16 protein-coding genes and 1 pseudogene are annotated in these 23,103 nt (G+C 71.5%); 9 read left to right on the top strand and 8 right to left on the bottom strand.

The genetic code is table 11. The features are described 5' to 3' along the window. Positions 1 to 89: 89 nt before the first annotated feature. From ABZ783_RS06110 to ABZ783_RS06100, 3 genes and pseudogenes are all read right to left on the bottom strand, one after another. Positions 90 to 289: pseudogene (locus ABZ783_RS06110) on the bottom strand (pilus assembly protein CpaF); the annotation flags it as partial. Continuing rightward, the gene (locus ABZ783_RS06105) at positions 283 to 405 is read right to left on the bottom strand and encodes a hypothetical protein (protein ID WP_357434791.1); all 123 of its coding nucleotides are present in this window, start codon (positions 403 to 405) and stop codon (positions 283 to 285) included. The gene ABZ783_RS06105 and the pseudogene ABZ783_RS06110, both read right to left, overlap by 7 nt. Positions 406 to 408: 3 nt before the next feature. After that, positions 409 to 639 (bottom strand): hypothetical protein, encoded by a 231-nt coding sequence (locus tag ABZ783_RS06100; RefSeq protein ID WP_357434757.1) that lies wholly within the window; start codon positions 637 to 639, stop codon positions 409 to 411. A 600-nt stretch (positions 640 to 1,239) separates the two neighbouring features. Between ABZ783_RS06100 and ABZ783_RS06095 the strand changes: the two genes are divergently transcribed. Beyond that, positions 1,240 to 2,046, top strand: coding sequence for an HAD-IB family hydrolase (locus ABZ783_RS06095; protein ID WP_357434756.1), 807 nt, complete (start codon positions 1,240 to 1,242; stop codon positions 2,044 to 2,046). A 153-nt stretch (positions 2,047 to 2,199) separates the two neighbouring features. Here ABZ783_RS06095 and ABZ783_RS06090 read toward each other — a convergent pair whose 3' ends face one another. Next, positions 2,200 to 2,946, bottom strand: coding sequence for an oxidoreductase (locus ABZ783_RS06090; protein ID WP_357434755.1), 747 nt, complete (start codon positions 2,944 to 2,946; stop codon positions 2,200 to 2,202). A 344-nt stretch (positions 2,947 to 3,290) separates the two neighbouring features. Here ABZ783_RS06090 and acs point away from each other — a divergent pair, with 344 nt between their 5' ends. The 7 genes from acs to ABZ783_RS06055 all read left to right on the top strand — a co-directional run bounded on the left by acs (position 3,291) and on the right by ABZ783_RS06055 (position 17,470). After that, on the top strand, positions 3,291 to 5,279 hold the full coding sequence (gene acs / locus ABZ783_RS06085; protein ID WP_357434754.1) for an acetate--CoA ligase: 1,989 nt from the start codon (positions 3,291 to 3,293) through the stop codon (positions 5,277 to 5,279). A gap of 239 nt (positions 5,280 to 5,518) precedes the next feature. Next, positions 5,519 to 8,308 carry an immune inhibitor A domain-containing protein gene (locus tag ABZ783_RS06080; protein WP_357434753.1) on the top strand — a complete coding sequence of 930 codons (2,790 nt, stop codon included), beginning with the start codon at positions 5,519 to 5,521 and terminating at the stop codon, positions 8,306 to 8,308. A 256-nt stretch (positions 8,309 to 8,564) separates the two neighbouring features. After that, complete coding sequence (locus tag ABZ783_RS06075) at positions 8,565 to 9,482, top strand: hypothetical protein (protein ID WP_357434752.1); 918 nt, start codon at positions 8,565 to 8,567, stop codon at positions 9,480 to 9,482. 177 nt (positions 9,483 to 9,659) lie between these two features. Then, on the top strand, positions 9,660 to 10,976 hold the full coding sequence (locus ABZ783_RS06070) for a phosphatase PAP2 family protein (protein ID WP_357434751.1): 1,317 nt from the start codon (positions 9,660 to 9,662) through the stop codon (positions 10,974 to 10,976). Between the two features lie 350 nt (positions 10,977 to 11,326). Beyond that, on the top strand, positions 11,327 to 13,633 hold the full coding sequence (locus ABZ783_RS06065) for an immune inhibitor A domain-containing protein (RefSeq protein WP_357434750.1): 2,307 nt from the start codon (positions 11,327 to 11,329) through the stop codon (positions 13,631 to 13,633). A gap of 276 nt (positions 13,634 to 13,909) precedes the next feature. After that, complete coding sequence (locus ABZ783_RS06060) at positions 13,910 to 16,351, top strand: immune inhibitor A domain-containing protein (protein WP_357434789.1); 2,442 nt, start codon at positions 13,910 to 13,912, stop codon at positions 16,349 to 16,351. A 186-nt stretch (positions 16,352 to 16,537) separates the two neighbouring features. Further along, complete coding sequence (locus tag ABZ783_RS06055; protein WP_357434749.1) at positions 16,538 to 17,470, top strand: alpha/beta hydrolase; 933 nt, start codon at positions 16,538 to 16,540, stop codon at positions 17,468 to 17,470. Between the two features lies 1 nt (position 17,471). On the opposite strand, the gene ABZ783_RS06050 is transcribed toward ABZ783_RS06055, so the two are convergent. After that, entirely contained in the window at positions 17,472 to 17,837 is a 366-nt protein-coding gene (locus tag ABZ783_RS06050) for a hypothetical protein (RefSeq protein ID WP_357434748.1), read from the bottom strand. Beyond that, entirely contained in the window at positions 17,834 to 20,653 is a 2,820-nt protein-coding gene (locus ABZ783_RS06045) for an SseB family protein (RefSeq protein WP_357434747.1), read from the bottom strand. The genes ABZ783_RS06050 and ABZ783_RS06045 overlap by 4 nt, the downstream gene beginning before the upstream one ends. 152 nt (positions 20,654 to 20,805) lie before the next feature. Between ABZ783_RS06045 and mycP the strand changes: the two genes are divergently transcribed. Beyond that, complete coding sequence (mycP, locus tag ABZ783_RS06040; RefSeq protein WP_357434746.1) at positions 20,806 to 22,137, top strand: type VII secretion-associated serine protease mycosin; 1,332 nt, start codon at positions 20,806 to 20,808, stop codon at positions 22,135 to 22,137. A 123-nt stretch (positions 22,138 to 22,260) separates the two neighbouring features. Here mycP and ABZ783_RS06035 read toward each other — a convergent pair whose 3' ends face one another. Next, complete coding sequence (locus tag ABZ783_RS06035) at positions 22,261 to 22,554, bottom strand: WXG100 family type VII secretion target (RefSeq protein WP_357434745.1); 294 nt, start codon at positions 22,552 to 22,554, stop codon at positions 22,261 to 22,263. Between the two features lie 18 nt (positions 22,555 to 22,572). Then, positions 22,573 to 22,890 carry a WXG100 family type VII secretion target gene (locus ABZ783_RS06030; RefSeq protein ID WP_357434744.1) on the bottom strand — a complete coding sequence of 106 codons (318 nt, stop codon included), beginning with the start codon at positions 22,888 to 22,890 and terminating at the stop codon, positions 22,573 to 22,575. Between the last annotated feature and the right edge of the window lie 213 nt (positions 22,891 to 23,103).

Here is a 23,103-nt window from a genome sequence, read left to right as displayed (position 1 = left end):
AACCACCAACATCACACCGGACCGGCCCCCACCAGCCCGGCGATGCCCCCTGCACAAGACCCGCCCTGGTCAGGCTCATTTTCCGGTCAGACGCTGACGGATTCCAGCACCCGCCCCTCGGCGGTGCGCCGCACGTTGAGGAGGACCTTGAGCACCGCGGCGACCTGAGCGTGCAGGGCGGCCCGGGGCAGGCCACCGAGCAGCCCGAGCGCCTCCAACCGGGCCGGTACGTCCGTCGGGGAGCTGGCGTCCAGGTCCCGGCGCCGCCGTCGTGGCCGGTGTTCAACGCTCGTCCGGGGTCAGCGCCTCGAACCGCTCCAGTTCGTCGTCGCTGGCAAGCAGGTTGTCCTGCAGCTCGGTGATTCGGCCGTGCTCCTGCCCGATGTCGCGGTACTTCACGAGCACGTCTCACGGGTCGATCCGCCCGGACTCCATTTCCTCGATCAGGTCTTCCAGTTCCTCGCACAGCTCGTCACACCGGCCGATGACGCGCTCGTTGCGCTTGGTGTTCCGCGCCTTCAGCTTCTCGCGGTACTGCTCCCGGTGCTTGGCCTTCAGGTCGGCCTCGGCGTCCTGAATGGCCTGCGTGACCATCCGGCGCAGCTTGGGCGACAGTCCGTCAGTCTCGTCGTAGAACACGTCAGCGATCCCCTGTGGACGGCGAGAGCAGCTGTGGACAGGCCACGCCCGGGCGAGTCGATCTGCTATGGGCGCCGGGAGCAGGGCAATCCGGCCGCCGAAGGCGCGGCGGTCAGCGACGGTGTGAAAGGTGGTCCCGGTGGTCAGCCAGTTCGCCCGGCCGGCACCTGGCTGCACCGGCGGCCGAACGGGGTTCCGCCCGACTCCCGGGCCGACGGTCAACCAGGAAGCCGGCCACCGGACGAGGACGGCCGGTGACCTGCGGTGGAGCAGCGCTCCCAGAATGGGACGACCCCCGTCGGGGGGAGACGGGGGTCGTCGTGAGGTTCGGCTCCGGGGGGGTCGAGCCGAACCGGCTCAGCGGTCACGGGGGGTGCAACCGCCGAGGGCCTTCCAGCCGATGAGACGTGAACTCTCATCGCGAGCACAAGCATGCCGCAGCGGACCGGTATACGTCGAGTGGTGTCTGCTCCACACACCGCTAATCCGCATTCGCAGAGTGTGACGGTCGTCACTCAGGGCAGCGACCTGCGGGCCGGGCTCTCGCCGGCGACCCCGGGGCCACGCTGGCCGTCACCCCTCGGGCTAGACTTTCGCGCCGTGGGCCGAAGCGCCGCTTTCTTCGATCTCGACAAGACCGTCATCGCCAAGTCGAGCGCACTGGCGTTCGGTCGGCCGTTCTACCGGGACGGGCTGATCACCCGGCGTGACGTGGTCAAGTCGGCGTACGCGCAGCTGATGTTCCGGCTGGGCGGCACCGACGAGCAGACCATGGCCCGGACCCGGGATTATCTCGCCACGCTCTGCAAGGGCTGGCAGGTGGAACAGGTCCGCCAGATCGTCGCGGAGACGCTGCACGAGCTGATCAACCCCTACGTGTACGCCGAGGCCGCCGCCCTCATCGAGGAGCACCAGGCCGCCGGGCGGGACGTGGTGCTGGTCTCCGCCTCCGGCGAGGAGATGGTCCGGCCGATCGGCGAGCTGCTCGGGGTCACCGACGTGATCGCCACCCGGATGGCGGTCGAGGACGGCCGCTACAGCGGTGAGGTCGAGTTCTACGCGGCCGGCCCCAGCAAGGTCGACGCGGTCGGCGAGCTGGCCGTCGAGCGCGGCTACGACCTGGCCGACTCGTACGCCTACTCCGACTCGTACAGCGACCGGCCGCTGTTGGAGTGCGTGGGGCACCCGACCGCGGTGAACCCGGACCGGGCCCTGCGGAAGCTGGCGGTGGAGAACTCGTGGCCGGTGCTGGAGTTCCGGCACCCGGTCCCGCTGGGCCGGCGGCTGCGCGAACGTCCCGCCGTGCCGGTCGCCGCGGCGGCCCTCGGCGTCGGCGTCGGGGTGGCCATCGGCATCGCCTGGTACGGCCGGCACCGCCGCACCCGTGCCACCACCCCCACCACCTGACTCCGCCTCCCCACCTCGCGCCCACCGGTTAGACCGCGCACTTACGCGGAAAGTGCGGCCTCCCGGCGTCAGATAGCACCATTCTCGGCGAAAATGCGGGGATGCCGCACCGCGCGGATGCCGCACGGGCGGAGCGCACCGCGCGGGGGCGGGTCAGGAGGCGGCGAGGATTTCGTCGCCGATGACAGCGATCTGGTCCGCGCCGACCTCGACGGCGGTCATGTAGTGGCGGAGCCAGGAGCGCAGCCCGTCCGGGGTGCCGGTGGCGAAGGCGCCGGCCGCGCCGACGTACTCGGGTTCCCGCTCCCGGTGGCCAACGTCGACGGCGACCAGCCCACGCGGGTCGAAACCGTTGGAGATGAGCACCAGCCGGGCGGCGGCCCGGGCCACCACCCCGGACGGGCCGGCGAACGGGCGCAGGTTCAGCAGCTCGCCGTGGACCACGGCGGCCAGCACCAGCGGCGGTACCCGGGTGCCGCCGGCGACCAGCCCGGCCAGCCCGTCGAGGCGCGCCGCGACCACCGGGTCGGACACCGGCCGACCCAGCTCGGACTCGGCCACGACGTCCCGGGCGGCGAGGACGTGCAACCTCGCGAGGGCCTGCCGGGGAGCCTTCGGCCAGAGTTCGCTCAGCCCGGGCAGGGCCCCGGCCACCCGCAGCGCCCCCTGCAGCACCGGGTCGGTGACCGTGCCGGCGCGTACCTCCTCACGGTCGTGCACCCGGCCGTCCAGCGCGGCGCTGGCCACGGCGGAGCGGAGGCTGACCTCGGCGGCGACCTGACCACCGTGGCGGCGCAGCGCGCGGTGCCGGTGCGCCTGGTCGACCCGGTCGCGGGCCTGCTCGACGGCGGGCGCGATGTCGGCGAGCGCGAGCAGCGGGGCGAGCGGATCGGTGGTCACCCCGCCACGCTATCCACCCCGCCACCCTGGCTGGGCACCCGCCCGCCCGGACGGCGGTCCGGCCGCCGTGATCGACACCGGTTGCGGTGGCCCGCGCCCTTAGCTGCCCATGACCCGCCCACATGCCGCAATCCCGCGCCCGCCATGCCGAGCCCCGCCGGTCCAGGCCCGCCCCCGCCGCACCGGGCCCGCGCCGCACGAGACGGGCAGGACCGAGCGCGCCACCCGGCGCGCGCCGAGGGCCGCTGGGCGCGCGGGGTCGGACCAGGCTGTCGCGGGGCGGGCACCGCGCGACTAACCTCAGCGGCGTACGAGACGCAGGTCACGCGACGAAGGAGCACCGCATGAGCGAGGCACTGGCCAACTTGCTGAACGAGACGCGGCAGTTCCCGCCGCCGGCCGAACTCGCCGCGAACGCCAACGTCAAGGCCGACGCGTACGCCGAGGCCGAGGGCGACCGACTCGGGTTCTGGGAGCGCCAGGCCGGCCGGTTGACCTGGGCGAAGCAGTGGGACCAGGTGCTCGACTGGTCGAACGCGCCGTTCGCGAAGTGGTTCGTGGGCGGCCAGCTCAACGTGGCGTACAACTGCCTGGACCGGCACGTCGAGGCCGGCCGGGGCGACAAGGTGGCGATCCACTGGGAGGGCGAGCCGGGTGACACCCGCACCCTCACCTACGCCGACCTGCACCAGCTGACCTGCCAGGCGGCCAACGCGCTGACCGACCTGGGGGTCACCGCCGGCGACCGGGTGGCGATCTACCTGCCGATGATCCCGGAGGCGGCGGCCGCCATGCTGGCCTGCGCCCGGATCGGTGCCACGCACAGCGTGGTCTTCGGTGGCTTCTCCGCGGACGCGTTGACCAACCGGATCCAGGACGCCAGCGCCAAGGTCGTGATCACCGCCGACGGCGGCTACCGGCGGGGCAAGCCGTCGGCGCTGAAGCCGACCGTCGACGAGGCGGTGGCGAAGTGCCCCTCGGTGGAGCACGTGCTGGTGGTCCGCCGCACCGGCGAGGACGTCGCCTGGTCGGAGAAGGACCACTGGTGGCACGAGACGGTGGAGACCGCCTCGCCGGAGCACGTCGCGCAGCCGTTCGACGCCGAGCACCCGCTCTTCATCCTCTACACCAGCGGCACCACCGCCCGGCCGAAGGGCATCCTGCACACCACCGGCGGCTACCTGACCCAGACGTCGTACACCACCCACGCGGTGTTCGACGTCAAGCCGGAGACCGACGTCTACTGGTGCACCGCCGACATCGGCTGGGTGACCGGCCACTCCTACATCGTCTACGGCCCGCTCTCCAACGGCGCCACCCAGGTGATGTACGAGGGCACCCCGGACACCCCGCACAAGGGCCGGTTCTGGGAGATCGTCGACAAGTACAAGGTCACCATCCTGTACACCGCGCCGACCCTGATCCGCACCATGATGAAGTGGGGCGAGGACATCCCGGCCGGCTACGACCTGTCCTCGCTGCGGCTGCTCGGCAGCGTCGGCGAGCCGATCAACCCGGAGGCGTGGATCTGGTACCGCCAGCACATCGGCCGGGGTCAGCTGCCGGTCGTCGACACCTGGTGGCAGACCGAGACCGGCTCGATCATGATCTCGCCACTGCCGGGCGTCACCGAGGCCAAGCCGGGCTCGGCGATGACCGCGCTGCCCGGCATCGTCGCCGACGTGGTGGACGACCAGGGCCAGTCGGTGCCGAACGGCGGCGGTGGCTACCTGGTGCTCACCGAGCCGTGGCCGTCGATGCTGCGCACCATCTGGGGCGACGACAACCGGTTCATCGAGACCTACTGGTCGCGGTTCGGGGCCGGCGCCAACGCCGGCGACGAGTGGGTCTACTTCGCCGGTGACGGGGCGAAGAAGGACGACGACGGGCACATCTGGCTGCTCGGCCGGGTCGACGACGTGATGCTGGTGTCCGGACACAACATCTCCACCACCGAGGTGGAGTCTGCGCTGGTCAGCCACCCGTCGGTGGCCGAGGCGGCGGTGGTCGGCGCGACCGACCCGACCACCGGCCAGGCGATCGTCGCGTTCGCCATCCCGCGGGGCACCGCGGAGACCTCGGGCGAGGCCGGCGAGCAGCTCATCGCCGAGCTGCGCAACCACGTGGCGAAGACGCTCGGCCCGATCGCCAAGCCGCGGCAGATCATGCTGGTGCCCGAGCTGCCGAAGACCCGCTCCGGCAAGATCATGCGCCGGCTGCTGCGGGACGTCGCAGAGCGCCGCTCGCTCGGCGACGTGACGACGCTGCAGGACTCCTCGGTGATGGAGCTGATCGCCTCGGGCATGGGTGGCGGCAAGTCCGACGAGGACTGACGGCTGGCGTACCCCGAGATGGGTGACGGTCCGCACGGACCGTCACCCATCATCATTTTCGTGGCGTACGGATCAGCGGTTCGGTGGAGGCATGGCGGGCTGAACGGGTAGAGCGGCAACTCGACCTCTGTCGGTGGGGGTGCCTTCTCCTTTAGGTTCAGCCACATTGGACCGGTTCGACGGGCATCACTGCCGGGCACCGGCCGATTTCTTGTCCCATGCCCCACGAATGGAGCGGAATGAGTACCTCTCCGCAATCCGGGTCACGCCGGCGCATACTCGTCGCGCTGCCCGCCATCGCCCTCGCCGCAGCGTCACTGACCGTGACGGGCAGCGCGGCCGCCCAGACGGCCGGTCCGGCTCCGGCCACGATCGGGGCGGACGAGTTTTACATCAACTACGCCGAGCCCGAGGTGCAGCCGGACACCGGCGGCAAGGAGGTCAAGGGCAAGGACGGCATCTATACCTCGCCCGGGGACGACGCCAAGGCCTACGACCGGAAGTTCGCCGGGGGTAACCCGGTGACCGCGCGGGAGTTGGCCAAGCTGGAGGCCAAGGCGATCAAGACGGGCAAGAGCCCGCGCCAGATCAAGCAGGCCAAGAGCACCCAGACGGCCAAGCTGCTGACCCTGCTGGTGGAGTTCAACGACCAGGCCAACGACGACTTCACCAACGTCATGGTCCCCAGGACGGTCTTCGACGACCGGACCTGCGTCCCCGGCACCGTCCAGAACGGCCCGACGCACAACAAGATCGCCGACCCGGCCACCCTGCCCCACAAGGACAACAACTCGATGTGGGTGCCGGACTTCTCGCCGGCGCACTACGACAAGATGCTCTACACCAAGGAGGGCATCACCGAGCGGGTCCGTAAGGACCTGACCGGGCCGGACGGCAAGCCGGGCATCAGCCTGGCCGGCCGGACCATGCACAACATGTACCTGGAGATGTCCAAGGGCGCGTACACGGTCGACGGGCAGGCCAGCCCGTGGATCACAGTGCCGCACTCGGAGGCCTGGTACGCCGCCTCCCGCTGCAGCCGGGACGCGAACGGCAACTGGGTCGCCGGACGGCAGCAGTCGATGAACGGCCACCCGGACAACCCGCTGGGCGCCGGACGGCTCGCCACGGACGCGATCGACGCGCTGGCCAAGATGGACCCGAACTTCCCCTGGGCCGACTACGACATCGAGGACCAGGGCGACCGGGACGGGGACGGCAACTACAACGAGCCGGACGGCGTCATCGACCACCTGGTGCTGGTGCACGCCGGCAAGGGCAAGTCCAGCGGCGGCGGCGACCAGGGCGTCTACGCGGTCTGGGCGCACTCCTCGGCGGTGGCCGGTGGCTACACCGTCCCCGGCACCAACCTGAAGGTGTCGAACTACATCGTGCAGCCGGAGGACGCCGGCCTCGGCGTCTTCGCCCACGAGTTCGGGCACGACCTCGGCCTGCCGGACCTCTACGACACCTCGGGCAACAACAGCGACTCGGACGTCGACTTCTGGGACCTGATGTCCTCGGGATCGCACTCCGGGGAGATCTTCCAGGCGCTGCCCACCCACATGGGCATCTGGGACAAGTGGGTGCTCGGCTGGGCCGACCCGCTGAACGTCAACCCGGGTGACGACCCACGCGCGGTGCAGCTCGGGCAGACCTCGCGCACCCCGGTGGGTACCAAGGACGGCATCAAGATCAACCTGCCGGACAAGGTGATCACCCTGGCCGATCCGCACAGCGGCGCCAACATGTGGTACAGCGGTGCCGACCAGGACTGGGCCGACGTCAAGCTGAGCCGCACGGTGACCGTCCCGAACGCCGCCGACGCGAAGTTCTGGATGTGGAACAACTACGTCATCGAGGCCGACTGGGACATGGGCTTCGTCGAGGTCTCCACCGACGGCGGCGCCACCTGGACCGAGCAGAAGGTCTACGACGCCGCCGGCAAGCTGGTCACGACCAACGACGGCTACGGCGACCCCAACGGGCGGATGGCCGACTACGGCAACAAGAAGTACGGCCTGACCGGTGACACCCACGGCTGGCGGCACGACTACGTCGACCTGTCGGCGTACGCCGGAAAGACGGTGCAACTGCGGCTGCGCTACTGCACGGACGCGGCGTTCGTGGAGCGCGGCTGGTTCGCCGACGACTTCTCGGTCACCGGCGGCGGGGCCACCACCTGGAGCGACGACGCCGAGAACGGCGCCAACGGCTGGACCCTCACCGGTGGCACCTTCACCGACACCACTGGGGCGGGCTGGCACCTCGACGCCGGCTCCCAGGTCAAGTCGCAGTACTACCTGGCCGAGTGGCGCAACTTCGACGGCTTCGACGCCGGCCTGAAGTACGCCTACGACACGGTCTACTCGCGCGAGGCGTGGAAGGTCGACAAGGTCGCGTACAACGCGCCGGGGATGCTGGTCTGGTACCGGGACACCGTGCTCGGCAACGTCAACCACGTCACCGCACAGCTGACCTCCCTGCCGAGCTACGGCGCCAAGGGCGGCCTGCTGATCGTCGACTCGCACAACGAGCCGCTGCGCCGGCAGGGTGAGGCGGCCGTCAAGGACCCGTCGTTGCTGGACAACCTGCCCAGCCGCCCGCAGTCCTCGAACGCGGCCTTCTCCCTGAACCCGACGTACCCGTTCAAGGAGTGCCTGGAGGCGGCGGACGAGCCGTACAGCGAGTACTGCACCGACTTCGCTGCCCAGGCTCCGGTGTCGGCCTTCACCGACGCCAAGGGCTGGTACCCGGGCATCGAGGTCCGCGACGGGCGGCTCTACGCTCGGGACAGCGACGCCTCCGTCGTCATCCCGTCGCGCGGCGGCGCGCCGTACACCACCCGGGTGACCAACCCGGATGGCAGCCCGGCGACGGGGCTGTACGGCACCGACCTCGGATTCACCGTGCTCGGCACCGGCAACCCCGGTGACGCGGGCGTCGCGTACGGCGTCTCGATCACCATCAAGCGGGCCGCCCAGGACAACTCGTACGCCACGGTGTTCGTGACCCCGGCGAAGAACTGAACCGACCCGGCGAACACCACGAGGGCCCGTCGGGAGCTGTTGCTCCCGGCGGGCCCTCGCCCTGTCCCGGCGGCCCGGATGGGCCATCCAGCGGAACGCCTGCGTCTCATATTGACATCCGCCGAACTCCGCTGTGACCATCTGAGTGCTGTCGTCACAGTGCCGTACCGGAGACGTACGGAGCGTCACGCCAACCGGGCACCGGCTGCGGCAGCGCGACGCCGCCACCGGCGGCCGCGGGGGACGGGGGACGAGGATGTTTGCTGGGCTGCTCTCCGATGATGCGCGACAGCTGTACGAGGCTCTGCTGGCGGACGCCTCGACACCGTTCGTCCCACCGGAGGCACCGGAGACACCCGCGCTCGCCGAACTGCTCCGGCACGCACTGGTGTTCCAGACCCCGGCCGGGAGCCTGCGCGCGGTGTCGCCGGCCGCGGCACTGCGTCGCCTGTTGTTGGCCCGGCAGCGGGAGCTGGCCGACGCGAACCGGGAGCTGGCCGACCGGTACGCCGAGCTGGAGCGGCTCGAACGAGAGCCGCCCCGGGCCGCCTGGGGCACCGGCACCCAGCTGGAGCTGCTGAGCGGCAGCGACGAGATCGCCGCCCGGCTCCACGAACTGGTAACCACGGCCCGGCACCACTGCCACCACCTGCGCACCAACCGGCGGGGCGAAGATCCGTACGGCTGGCCCGCGCCGGCACCGGAGGCCGGCGTCCGGTTTCGGGCAATCCGCACTCCCGAGACAGTGGCGCAGTCGACCGGGCCGGCGGCCGGGCACGACCGGGCGGGCAGCATCCGCCTCCTGCCCGGGCTACCGGTGCAACTGACCATCGCGGATCGGGTGGCGCTCGTCGGCATCCCATCGATGGATGGTGGCGCGCTGCTGGTCCGGGTCCCGGCCCTCGTCGACGCGCTGCTGGACTGGTTCGAGCTGTTGTGGCGGCGGGCGGTGCCACTGGACCCTCCGGCGTCCGCGGCTACCGGTGGCCCCAGCAGCGCGCAGCTCCAGGTGCTCCGGCTCGCCGCCGCCGGTTTCAAGGACGAGGCCATCGCGCGCAGCCTCGGCCGAAGCACCCGCTGGGTTCGACGTCAGATGGAATCGCTGGAGGAACGGCTGGGGGCCACCAACCGCCTCACCCTCGGCATCGCGGCAGCCCGGAGCGGACTGGTCTGACCACTGCCGCAGTTTGCACAGTGCAGCTTGCGGCCAGGCTGGCCGCTTTGCCCTCCCGGCCCGGCCGCCCGGCCGCCACAGTGGAGCCACTTCGGCCCGGGGCACCGCCTCGACGCCGGAGCAGGGAGCGACCGACATGGGAGGGCCGGGTTGAAGACGCTGTCCAGAATTCGGAAATTGGGGATCGCCGCGCTCGCTGCGCTCACGCTGACCGTCCCGGTGGCCGCCGCGCCGGCTCCGGCGGTCGCGGCGCCCACCAGCTTCGACCACATCCTCTTCTGGAACGACGTGCTGCTGAAGGCGTACCGGCAGACGGGGGGCCCGCCGACCGGGCTGTCCCGGGCTGGTGCGATGCTGCACATCGCGCTCTTCGACACCTATACCGCGCTCAGCCCGATCGGTACGCCGTATCTCGGCGGCAACGTGAACCGGGAGCCGGGGGCAAGCTATGACCTCAAGGCCAACCTGGACGTCGCCGCCTACAACCTGTTGCAGCTGGAGCTCTTCCCGAGCCTGGACTTCTCGGCGGACTACCAGCGGGCGCGGCTGGACGTGCCGCTAGGCGAGCCCGGTCCGGGCGGCTGGAGCACCAGCGTCGCCGAGTCGGTGGTCGACCAGATGCGGGCGAACCGGACGAGCGACGGGTCGACCAACAACACCCCCTACACGCCGGACCCGGTACCGGGCCAGTGGCGGCCGACCGACGGGGTCGACGCCGCCTCGCCGAACTGGGGTCTGGTGAAGCCGTTCGGGCTCACCTCCGGCTCGCAGTTCCGTCCGGGGCCGCCCGGCGGCTACAGCACCCCGGCCAGCCTGCTGGCCAGTCCGGAATACGCGGCGCAGGTGAACGAGGTGCAGTCCCTGGGCGCGGCGAACTCGACCACTCGCACGGCAGAGCAGACCACGATCGCCTACTTCTGGGCCAACGACCTGGACGGCACGTACAAGCCGCCGGGCCAGTTGTTCAAGCTGACCCAGACCGTCGCCAAGCAGCGTGGCCTGAGCCAGAGCGCCAACGCGAAGCTCTTCGCCCTGGTCGGCATGGCGATGGCGGACGCCGCGATCACCGCCTGGGACGCGAAGTACCGGACCGCCATCGACCTGTGGCGGCCGGTCACCGCGATCCGCGAGGCCGGCACGGACGGCAACGCGGCGACGACTGCGGACCCGAACTGGCAACCGCTCTCCAACAACGCCGGGGTGCACTTCTCGCCGAACTTCCCGGCGTACGTCTCCGGCCACGCCACCTTCGGCGGGGCGTGGGCCGGCATCATGAAGCGCTACTTCGGCACCGACAATGTCACCTACACCGCGACGACCGAGGACCCGCACGCCGTGGGCGTCACCCGCACCTTCAGCACCTTCACCGCCGCTGCAGTGGAGAACGCCCGCAGCCGGATCTACCTCGGCGTCCACTACCAGTGGGACGGGGACAACGGCGTGGCGGCCGGTGACGCGGTCGCCGGCCACGTGTACGCCAACTATCTACGCTAACCCGACACGGGCGGGGCCCGTCCGGAGCAGTTGCTCCGGACGGGCCCCGCCCTCGTTACACGGGGGCAGATTCTTCCAGCCGCCGCGTGACATTTCGGCGGATGCCAGCGCTCCTTCTCGGGGACCTCATAATCACGCTCACGCAGCGTGATCGTGGCCAAAACGCAATGCGAATCACAGTCAGATCCTTGCACCTTTTGATCCGGATTTGCCCGAGAAAGATGGGCACCCGCACCGGTGATTGACCCGTGACAACGATCCGGACCTCTGCCAAGGTGGTGACGCACTACATGACAGTGATGGCTTTGGCTGCCCCTGTCATGTAACAGATCCACAAAGGAGGAGGACCTTTGAGGAGACGAGTCACAGCAGGCCTGGCCTCGGCCGCGGCCGCGCTGCTGGCAGCCGGTGTCGTCACGGCGCCGGCGTCCGCCGCCCCGGCGGCGGAGCCCACCCCCGGCGCCGAGAAGGTGAAGCAGGGCAAGGACAACCTCCCGGATCCGAAGGCGGATCAGCACCGGGAGGTCCGGAAGCAGGCCATCGCCGACCTGCTGACGGGCAAGGCCAAGCTTCAGACGCGCAACGGCTCGAAGGTCATCCAGGTGAAGGACGACCTGTTCGTCGAGTACCAGCAGGCGCCGAAGGTCGACCCCATCTTCACGATGCTGGTCAACTTCGGCGACAAGACCGACCCGCGTACCGGGGGCACCCCCGGCCCGGTGGTCAACCAGATCCCCGAGCCGGACCGCAAGTGGGACGGCAGCTCGACCGACAACAACAGCACCCTGTGGCGCCCGGACTTCCACCGGGAGCACTACACGGACATGTTCTACGGTTCGGGCGAGTCGATGCGGGACTTCTACCTGCAGCAGTCCGGCGGTCGGTACACGGTCGGCGGCGACGTCAGCGACTGGATCTCCGTGCCCTACAACGAGGCGCGGTACGGCAGCAACAAGATCTCCGACGCCGACGGCTCCTGGAACTTCGTCAAGGACAGCGCCACGTCCTGGTATGACGCCCAGGTCAAGGCCGGCAAGACGCCGCAGCAGATCAAGGACTACCTGGCCCAGTTCGACGTCTGGGACCGGTACGACTACGACGGCGACGGCAACTTCAACGAGCCCGACGGCTACATCGACCACTTCCAGGCGGTGCACGCCGGCGAGGGCGAGGAGGCCGGCGGCGGCGCCCAGGGCGAGGACGCCATCTGGTCGCACCGCTGGGCCGCGTTCCCCAACCTCGAGGGCAAGGCCGGCCCGGCCGGCAACCTGGCCGGTGGTGTCCAGATCGGTAACTCCGGCTTCTGGATCCGGGACTACACCACGGAGCCGGAGAACGGCGGCCTGGGCGTGTTCGCCCACGAGTACGGCCACGACCTCGGCCTGCCGGACCTGTACGACACCGCGGGCGGCGACAACGGCGTCGGCTTCTGGAGCCTGATGGCGTCGGGTTCGTGGCTGAGCCACGGCACCGACGACATCGGTTCGACCCCGGGCTACATGGACCCGTGGTCGAAGCTCTTCCTGGGCTGGCTGAACCACTCGGTGGTCGACCAGAAGAGCGGCACCACCCAGGTGACGCTCGGGCCGGCGGGCGACAGCGACGGGCCGAAGGCCCAGGCAGTCGTCGTCAACCTGCCCTCGCAGACCCAGACCACGAACTACAACACGCCGTTCGGCGGGTCGTACGAGTGGTGGGGCGGCAGCGCGGACGACCTGAACACCACGCTGACCCGCACCCTGGACCTGACTGGCTCGACCTCCGCGTCGATCACCGCGAAGGCCCAGTGGGACATCGAGGAGGACTACGACTTCCTCTACGCCGAGGTGTCCACCGACGGTGGCGCCACCTGGCACGCGCTGAGCAACTCGCTCATCGACCCGGGTGAGACCGGGGTCGACGGCTCCACCAGCGGCGCGTGGGTCGACCTGACCTACGACCTGTCGGCGTACGCCGGCAAGACCGTGACGTTCCGCTACCGCTACGCCACCGACGGCGGCGTGCACCTGGCGGGTCCGTTCCTGGACAACGTCGCGCTGACCAAGAACGGCACCGTCGCGTGGACCGACGACGCGGAGACGCTGGCCGCCGAATGGACCGCGAAGGGCTGGACCCGGATGGGCGGCTCGGTCACCGACACCTTCCCCCGCTTCTACATCGCCGAGAACCGGACCTACTTCGGTTACGACGACGCGCTGCGGACCGGTGGGTACAACTTCGGCTGGGGCAACACCCGGCCGGACTTCGTCGAGCGGTTCTCGAACCACCCCGGCATGCTGGTGTGGTACGTGAACTACGCGTACGGCGACAACAACACGTCGCAGCACCCGGGCTACGGCCTCAACCTCCCGGTCGACGTCCGTCCGCAGAAGATCAACATCGGCGGCCAGGGCACGATCACCAACCGGCGCGGTGGCTACGACGCGACGTTCAGCCTGTACGCCAAGCCGGCCCAGACCTTCCACAAGAACGGCGTGGCGGTCACGGTCCCGGCGCTCGACCCGAACCCGATCTTCGACGACAGCGGCATCGGGACGTACTGGAACTCGGGCAACGCGTGGAACTCGGTGAAGATGGCCGGCACCGGCACCAAGATCGAGATCCTGCAGCAGGGCACCGCCCCGACCAGCGACATGGTCGTCAAGGTCACCAACTGATCGGGTAGCACCAACGGAGGGGCCGGTGGCGGCGACGCCACCGGCCCCTTTCGCGTACCCGGACGGTCGCCCTGCTCGATCCATCCGATCGACCGATGCGGATGTGACGGTGAAGAGCCATCCCGTCAAGAAGTTGCCACAAATCGACGTGCTTGTCTTCCCACCCGTCACGGGAATGTCTATCTTCACCAATGGTCCCACTAGTGGGACGCCTCACCGGCCCGACCCCGTGGGCCGGTTCCCTCACACCGGAGGTACCACGTGCGCAAAGTCGCAGTGGGTCTGCTCGGGCTTTCGCTGACAGCGACGGGACTGGTGGCGGGCACGGCCGCCAGCGCCGCGCCGCAGCCGAAGTTGCCGGCCACCGCTCCGTCGGTGGCCGAGCCCGCGCAGGCTGAGCATGATCTGCCGGACAAGTTCGAAGAGAAGCGCCGCGCGCTTCGTCAGGAGGGTCTCAGCGAGGTCCTGTCCGGCAAGGCCACGCCGCAGAAGATCAACGGCAGCACCGTCGTCAAGGTCGGCGAGACCGCCGGCGGCGCGGCGACGGCGGCCGGCGCCCGGGCCGCAGCCCCGGGCAAGGGCGGCAAGAAGAACCAGTACGTCGAGTTGGCCCGGGAGCGGACCGACAAGATCTTCGTGATCCTGGCCGAGTTCGGCGACGAGCGGGACCCGGCCTACCCGGACAAGGACATGAACCCGGACATCCCGGGTCCGACCCGGTTCGACGGGCCGCGGCACAACGAGATCCCGGCACCGAACCGCGCGGTCGACAACTCCACCGTCTGGCAGGCCAACTACAGCCCGGAGCACTTCCGCCAGCTGTACTTCGGCACGAAGCCGGGCGACGAGTCGCTCAAGCAGTACTACGAGGCCCAGTCGTCCGGGCGGTACACCGTGGACGGCATGGTCACCGACTGGGTGAAGGTCAAGTACAACGCCGCGCGGTACGGCCGCTCGGACGACCCGATCGCGGACGACGACGTCGACAACCCGGCCAACGACCCGGCGGTCTGCGACAGCAACGTCTGCCAGAACACCTGGGACCTGATCCGGGACGCCGCCAACCAGTGGGTCGCCGACCAGAAGGCCAAGGGGCGCACCGACGCCCAGATCAAGACCGACATGCAGTCGTTCGACCAGTGGGACCGGTACGACTACGACGGCGACGGCAACTTCAACGAGCCGGACGGCTACATCGACCACTTTCAGATCGTCCACTCGGGCGGCGACCAGGCGGACGGCGACCCGCACCAGGGCGAGGACGCGATCTGGAGCCACCGCTGGGCGGCGTACAACACCTCGCAGACCGGTCCGGCGAACTTCCCGATCGGCGGCACCGAGATCGGCGACACCGGCGTCTGGATCCGTGACTACACCATTCAACCGGAGAACGGTGGCCGCAGCGTCTTCTACCACGAGTACGGCCACGACCTCGGCCTGCCGGACGACTACAACGTCCTGAGCGGCGGCGACAACAACAACGAGCACTGGACCCTGATGGCCCAGAGCCGGCTCGGCGACAAGAACGACCGCGGCATCGGCGAGCGCGGTGGCGACCTGGGCGCGTGGAACAAGCTCCAGCTCGGTTGGCTCGACTACGAGGTGGTCAAGGCCGGCCAGAAGCGCACCCTGGAACTCGGGCCGCAGGAGTACAACTCCAAGAAGCCCCAGGCCGCGGTCGTGGTGCTTCCGCCACGGACGTACACCTTCAACAACGGCAAGCCGTTCGAGGGCGCCAAGCAGTACTTCTCGGGTAACGACGACGACCTGGACAACACCATGACCAGGACGATCGACCTCACCGGGAAGTCGACGGCCGCCCTGTCGATGAAGGGCCGCTACTCCATCGAGTCCGGCTTCGACTACCTCTTCTTCGAGGCGTCGACCGACGGCGGCAAGACCTGGTCGGCGCTGCCCGGCACGGTCAACGGCAAGGCACTCCCGCCCGTCTCGGGCAGCGACCCCCGTCCTGCCCTCAGCGGCAGCAGCGGCGGCAAGTGGGTGGACGTCAACATCCCGCTGGACGCGGCGGCCGGCAAGGTGGCCCAGTTCCGGTTCCACTACGTCACGGACGGCGGGCTCTCCGCGGGCGGCTTCTTCGGTGACGCGATCACCGTGACCGCCGGCGGGCAGACCCTGCTCAGCGACGGTGCCGAGAACGGCGCCGGGGACTGGGCGCTCAAGGGCTGGAGCATCGCCGAGGAGACCTACACCCGGGACTTCGCCAACTACTACATCGCCGGCAACCGGTCGTACGTCTCGTACGACAAGTACCTGAAGACCGGCCCGTACTACTTCGGCTACCTGAACAGCCGGCCCGACTGGGTGGACCACTACGCGTACCAGCAGGGTCTGCTGATCTCCTACTGGAACCTCCGCTGGGCCGACAACGACACCTTCGCCCACCCGGGCGAGGGTCGGAACATGATCATCGACGCGCACCCGCGGCCGATCTACAACCTGACCGGCAACCCCTGGCGGGCCCGGGTCCAGGTCTACGACGCGCCGTTCAGCCTCAAGCAGGCGGACTCGTTCACGCTGCACATCAACAGCCAGCCGCAGTACATCCGTGGCCAGGACGCGCAGCCGCTGTTCGACGACACCAAGCAGTACTGGTTCCCGGAGCTGCCGAACCACGGCGTCAAGCTCCCGGCCACCGGCACCAAGATCAAGGTTCTGAAGCAGAACGGCACCTCGATGAAGGTCCAGTTCTCCTGAGCCGCTGATCACCGCACGACGCGATGCCCGGGCAGGCCACCTGCCCGGGCATCGCCGTTCCGGCCTGGCCCGTCGCCGCGGGGCGCCGGCAGCGACGCAGGTCGCCCCGGAACGGCGGCAGCCGTGCGGAGCGCCGGCCCGACGGCGCGCGGCGGCCGCACGCGCGCAGCGCCTACGCTGGGGCACATGACCGACCAGCGCGGCGGACCTGTCGACGAGTCCTGCGTCCTCCCCGACGGGCCGTGGGCGCACCGGTTCGTCGGCGCCAACGGCAGCCGCTTCCACGTCGTCGAGGCCGGCACCGGCCCGATGGTGCTCTTCCTGCACGGGTTCCCCGAGTACTGGTACGCCTGGAAGGACCTGCTGCCGGCGGTCGCGGACGCGGGGTTCCGGGCCGTCGCGGTCGACCTGCGCGGGTACGGCGCGAGCGACAAGCCACCGCGGGGGTACGACGGCTACACCCTCGCCGCCGACGTCGCCGGGCTGATCCGGGCGCTCGGCGAGCGCTCGGCGACCCTGGTCGGCTCCGGGGCCGGCGGCCTCATCGGGTGGACCGCCGCCTCGTTCCACCCCAGCCTGGTCCGGCGACTGGTGGTGCTCGGGGCGCCGCACCCGCTCCGGCTGCGGGCCGCCATCTTCGCGGACCCGCGCGGCCAGTTCGCCGCCTCCACGCCCACGCTGAAGTTCCAGCTACCCCGCTACGAGCACGTGCTGACCCGGGACGACGCCGCCGAGGTGGAGGCGATCCTGCGTCGCTGGGGCGGACCCCGCTGGGTCGAAGGCCCGGACTTCGCGGCGTACGCCCGGTGCTGCCGGGAGGCGATGCAGATCCCACAGGCCGCCTTCTGCGCCATGGAGGGCTACCGGTGGGCGTTCCGTTCGGTGCTGCGGCTGCACGGCTACCGGTTCGTCAAGCTGATGCAGAAACCGCTGGTCACGCCGACCCTGCAGCTGCACGGCGCGCTGGACCAGGCGTCCCTGCCGCGGACCGCCCAGGGTTCCGGCCGCTACGTCATCGCGCCGTACGAGTGGCGGCTGCTCGACGGGGTCGGCCACTTCCCGCACGTGGAGGCCCACGACGTGGTGCTCGGCGAGATCCTGCGCTGGGCGAAATCCTGACTCAGACCCGCTGCTCGCGCAGGTCGGAGACCTCGCGCGCCGGCGCCCAGCCCTGGTAGACGCCGAACTCGAACGCCTCCAGACCCATCGCGCGGGCCACCGGCCAGCGGCCGCCGGTGTACTCCACCCGCAGCCAGCCCTCGTGCTCGGCCAGCACGATGAACGGCTGCCCCTGCCAGGTGCAGGTGGTCCGCACGTACGCCAGGTCGTCGACCTCGGCGGCCGGCACCACCCGGACGTGGCGGCCGGGGCGTACCTCCTCGAAGCCCTCGCCCGGTTCGGGCTGGTAGAGGCGGACGTCGTCGCCGTCCGGGCTGGCCTGGTACTCCCGGCCCCGCCAGCGGGCCACGTAGCCGTCGCGGCTCACGACTCGTCACCGACCGGGAGCCAGCGCAGCGCGTCGGTGTCGAGCATCGCCACCATCCGTTCGCTGCCGTCCGCGCCGATCCGCCACAGCTGCGCGCCGTGCGGCAGCCGGGCACTGTCCACCTTGAACTCGGCCACCACGTCGCTGCTCTCGCCCGGCGCGAAGCCGTTGCCGCGGAACGGGGGCCGCTCGATCACCCAGCCCTCCATCGCCCGCATCGCGGCCTCGTTCTGCCCGCCGTACGGGATGCGGTAGAGGCTGGGCCGGTACGCCGGCCAACGCAGCACGTAGATCTCCTCGGCGTCGCGGGCGAACGGCGAGTCGGGATGACCGAGGCCGAGAGCGTCGTACAGCCTGGCCGGGGTGCTCAGGTGGGCCAGCTCGCCGGCCCGGTGCACGAAGCCGGACACCCGGTCGTAGCCACGCTCCAGGTAGTACGCGAGCTGGCTCGGGGCGACCGCCTTCTGCATGGTGACCGGCCGGCTCGGGTCCACCGGGGGCACCGCGGGTCGGGCCGGGGCCGCCGGCTCCGGCGCGGGCGGCTCCGGCTCGCCCTCCGGGTCGTCGCCGAGCCCCACCTCGGCGGCCCAGTTGGCCAACGCCAGGACCTGCTCGCCGGGGTACTTCGCGCCGACCGGGGTGCCCGGGTTCACCGCGAACGACCAGTTCTCGTCCGGCCAGCGCCGGATGAGCTGGACGAACTTGACGCGTACCGTCTCGACCGGCCCGTCGACCCGGTCCGCCAGCCGCTCCGGGGAGGTGTAGACCACCACGTACGTCTCGCCGTCGAGCTCCTCGGTCCGCCAGACGAACGCGGAGTCGCCGGGTCGGGCGCCCGGCGCGGAGTCGGCCGCGACCGGCAGCAGCACCCGGGCCAGCAGGAGGGTGGAGAGGAAACCGTCGGTGCTGCCGCTACCCACGGCGCCGAGGAGTTCCTCCTCCACCTCGTTGGCGGGCACGAAGTTGGCCGGCACGGGTGCCGGGGGCGGTGGACCGGCGGGGGTGGCGTCCGCGCCCGCGGTCTCCCGGCTGCGGCCGCTCGTCGGCACGGTCGGCGCGGCCACCTCGTCCGGTGCCGTCGCCACGCTCACCCGCGCCGTGGGCTCCTCCGCCATCCTGGGCGGCTCGGCCGGCGACGTGGGACGCTGCTCCGGCGGGCCGGCGGGCTGGAAGAGCGACCCGGTGCCTGGTTCCGGGGAGGCGCTCCGGCCGAACAGCGGCACGGTCTGCTCGGCGGACGACGCGACCGGCTCGAACAGCGACGCGGTCCGGTCGTCGATCCCGGCCTGATCGGTCCGCTCGTCGGTCGGGGCGGTGGCCCGGTCGGCCGGGAACGCCGGCGGGACGGCCTCCTCGGCGGCGGGCGACGGGGGCGGGTCGACCGTGATCGGCACGGTGGGATCAGCGGGACCGGCCCAGGGCGCGGGTGCGTCGTCGCTGTCGGCCCGGTACGCCGTCGGCACCGTCGCGGTCGCCATCGCGGAGGCGGCGGCAGGGACGGTCGGTACGGCGTACGGCTCCGGCACCATCGGCGGTGGACCGGCGGCCGGGGCCACCCCCGGCTCCGCCGGCTCGGTCAGGTCCCGGGCCTCGATGACGGTGCCCTCGATGACGATCGGCGAGAAGCCCCGGCGGGGCGCGGGCGGACCGGAAACCGGTTCGGCGATCGACGGAGGCAGCTCTTCCGCGTCCGCCGGCCCGGAGCGGGTCCGGTCAGCGGCGCCGCCCGGGTGGGCGCGAGCGGGAATCGGCTGGGTCGCTTCCTCCGCACCTGGCCCGGGGCGGGGATGCCGGCGGGGCAGTGCCTGGGTGGCCTCCTCGGCGGCGATCGGGGCGGCCGGCCGGGACGGTCGGGGCGGCTCCGCCGGACGGATCGCCTGGGTGGCCTCGGCGGCGTCCGACCGGAACGCATGGGTGGGGTCCGCCGGCACCGGTTCGCTCAGCGGGCGGCGACGCGGGAACGGCTGGCTGCCGCTGGCGAACCGGGACGGCGGCACGGCCCGTGGCGCCGCCTCCGGCGGCGGGCGGCGGGACGCCCGGCCCGAGGCGGGCTCGAAGAACGACCGGGCGGGCTGCGGTGGGGCGGCCTCGCCGGACCGGCCGGGGCGGGCGAGCGGACCCTGCTCGTCGGGACGCCGATGCCGGTCGGTGAGCCAACCGGACCGGCCGTCGGCGCCGGGCTCGGCGGCGGACCGATCGCCGACGCGGGCGGGGCCGACGGTCGACCCGCCGGGCCACCCGTCGCGAGCCGGCCGGTCGTCCTCGGCTGACCGGCCGAGCGGCGCCGGAGGGCCCGGGGCGCGGTGGCCGTTCGCCGGATCCGGCCGGCGGGCGGCCGGCGGGCCGGGCGGTTCGGTCGAGCCCGCGGGCCGGGCGCGGGTGGCCTCCACCCGCTCCAGGCGGGCGCGGGCGCCCATGGTCCGGCCCGGCAGCCGGACGTCGCCCCGGGCGAGCTGGGCGACGAACCAGGCCGGCAGGTAGCCCTCGATGGGCAGGCCAGGGTTGACCGCCAGCCACCACTCGTGGTTGGGCCAGGCAGCGGCCAGATCGGCGTACCGGACGCGGCGGGTGGCACCGGTGTTCTCACCCAGGCAGGCGCGCAACGCGGTGGCGGAGGTGAAGGCGAGGACGTGGGTCCGGCCGCCGGTGGTCCAGGTGCCCCAGCCCAGCTGGGCCTGTCCCGCCAGCCCCTCCGCGGCGACCGGCAGCAGCAGATCGACCCGGGTCAGGATGCGGAAGTAGAGCTGCTGGTCCTGGGCCCGCAACGCGTCCCGCAGCGCCACCTCGGCCTCGGTGGCCGGCTCCCATCCGGTCACGGCCACCTCTCCTCCCGCGAACAGGCCATAGGCATCGCCTACAACCTACAAGGTGGTAACAAGATCACAATGGCTGGCCGTCGGCGGTCTGCCGAACCACGAGCGAGGCGCTAACATCCCGTTCCGGAGCCGACACGATACGGAGGCGGTCGATGTCCCGGCCCGTCACGCGCCCGCCCCTGGCCGCCCTGGCGGCCCTTCTCGCCGCCGTGCCACCGGCCGTCTTCGGCGCCGCGCCACCACCCGCCGCCGCGGCTGCGCCACCGGCCGGTTCCGCCACCGCACCGCTACCCACCGTCGCTGCCGCGCCAGCCGTTCCCGGCACCGCGCGGCGGCCCGCGTTCGCCGCCGGACCCGTGGCGCGCGCGCCGCAGGGCTGCGCCACGCCGCCCGCGCCGGCCCGGCCGGTGGCCGACCAGCCGTGGCCGCAACAGCGGTACGCGCCGGACCGCCTCGACCCGCTCGCGACCGGCGCCGGGGTGGTCGTCGCGGTGGTCGACTCCGGAGTGGATCGGACCCACCTGCAACTCGCCGGACGGGTGCTCGCGGGAACCGACTTCCTGGACCCGGGCGGTGACGGCAGGCGGGACTGCGCCGGGCACGGCACCGGTGTGGCGAGCATCATCGCCGCGACCCCCCGCCCGGGCGTGGCGTTCCGGGGACTCGCGCCGGGCACGCGCATCCTGCCGGTACGGGTCAGCGAACAGCAGGTCGTCGAGGGCCGGGAGTCGGGGCGTATGGTCGGCGCGGCCGAGTTCGCCCGGGCCATCCGCTGGGCGGTCGACCACGACGCCGACGTGCTGAACCTTTCCGTCGTGCTGTACGCGGACCATCCCGCCGTCCGCTCCGCGATCGCCTACGCGGTGCGCCGCGACGTCGTCGTGGTGGCCGCCGCCGGCAACCTGCACGAGAGCGGCGACCCGCAGCCGTACCCGGCCGCGTACGACGGAGTGCTCGGGGTGGGCGCGATCGGGGCGGACGGCAGCCGGGCGCCCTTCTCCCAGACCGGCCCGTACGTGGACCTCGTCGCACCCGGCGGTGACGTGCTGATGGCGGCACCCGGTCAGGGGCACCACCGGGCGGAGGGAACCAGCTACGCCACGCCGTTCGTGGCCGCGACGGCGGCGCTGCTGCGGCAGTACCGCCCGGAACTGAGCGCGGTGGACGTCGCCCGGCGGCTGGTGGCGACCGCCGACCCGGCCCCGGGGCGCGGGGACGGCTACGGTGCCGGGGTGCTCAACCCGTACCGGGCGGTCACCGAGTCACCCGGGCCGGTGACGGCCCGCCCGGCTCGGGGCGCGGCGCTGGCGGTGGACCGGCCGGACCCGGCCGCGGTGGCACAGCGGGCCCGACGGGCGACGGCCCGACAGCGGGCGCTGCTGGTGGCCGGCGCGATCGGAGCGGCGGCGACGGCAGTGGTGTTGCTCGCCGTGGTGGTGCCCCGAGGAGCCCGGCGCCGCTGGCGCCCCGCCGACCCGAGCTGACCCACCCGGCCGCCGCCACGCCAGCCGCCAAGATCCGCACAACTTCGGGGAAGCTGCGACCGGCTGAGCACGGGCCCACCTTCCGGGAGGTTATGCGGATCTTGGCGGCACGGGCGGCGACGACTACTGGAACAGGTTGACGTTCCGCTTCTCGGTGTCGAGGTAGTCGGCCGCGGATTCCTCCACTGCCAGCTTGATGTCGCGCAGCATGGCCTGGAGATCCTGCGAGGCGGCCCGCCACCGCGCCTGCCGCTGCTCGTACGCCTGGCGGGCCTCGCCGGTCCAGCTCGCCACCAGCGGCGCGGCGTCCCGTTCGAGCTGGCCGAGCTGGCTGTCGAGGGTGTTCAGCGCCTTCTGGATGTCCGCGCTCGCCTGCTGCAACGCGGCGAAGTTGACGACCAGCACACCGTGATCCATGAGATCGGTCCTTCCTCGTCAGAGCGGCAGCTGGATGCCGCGGTGGGTGCCGGCCACCCGGCCGGCGGCCTCGGTGTCGGAGACGTCGTACTGCTGGCCGGCGGTGCGGATCGCGGTCGCGGTCTCCCGCAGGGCCCGCTGCAGCGCCGCCTGGTCCTGCGCCCACTGCTGCTTGACCTGCTCGAAGGAACGCCCACCGGCGCCCCGCCAGGCCTGCTGCAACACCTCCAGCTCGGCCATCAGGCCGCTCAGCATGGTCTGCAACGACTGGTCCACCTGCTCGAACTTCGCGGCGGTCTGCTGCATCACCGCGGCTTCTGCCTGGGTCTGTGACACCCCGGACGTCACCTCGTCTCCTCGGTCGTGGTTGGTCGCTGGAACGACCACGTGGACTCGCCGGAGCGCGAGAGCCGGAGTGGTGGGGCGGGGGACGGCGCGCGCTCGGCGGAACTCGTCGCTGACGGTAGCCGCCCGACTGCGGTTCTGCTACCCCTCGGGCTCCCCTGTGGACAACGCTGCCCTTACGATGAGCCACGCCACCGTCACCCG

The sequence above is a fragment of the Micromonospora sp. NPDC047738 genome (genome assembly GCF_040642675.1).
GTDB lineage: Bacteria > Actinomycetota > Actinomycetes > Mycobacteriales > Micromonosporaceae > Micromonospora.
This window is presented reverse-complemented; position numbering and strand designations above follow the sequence as displayed.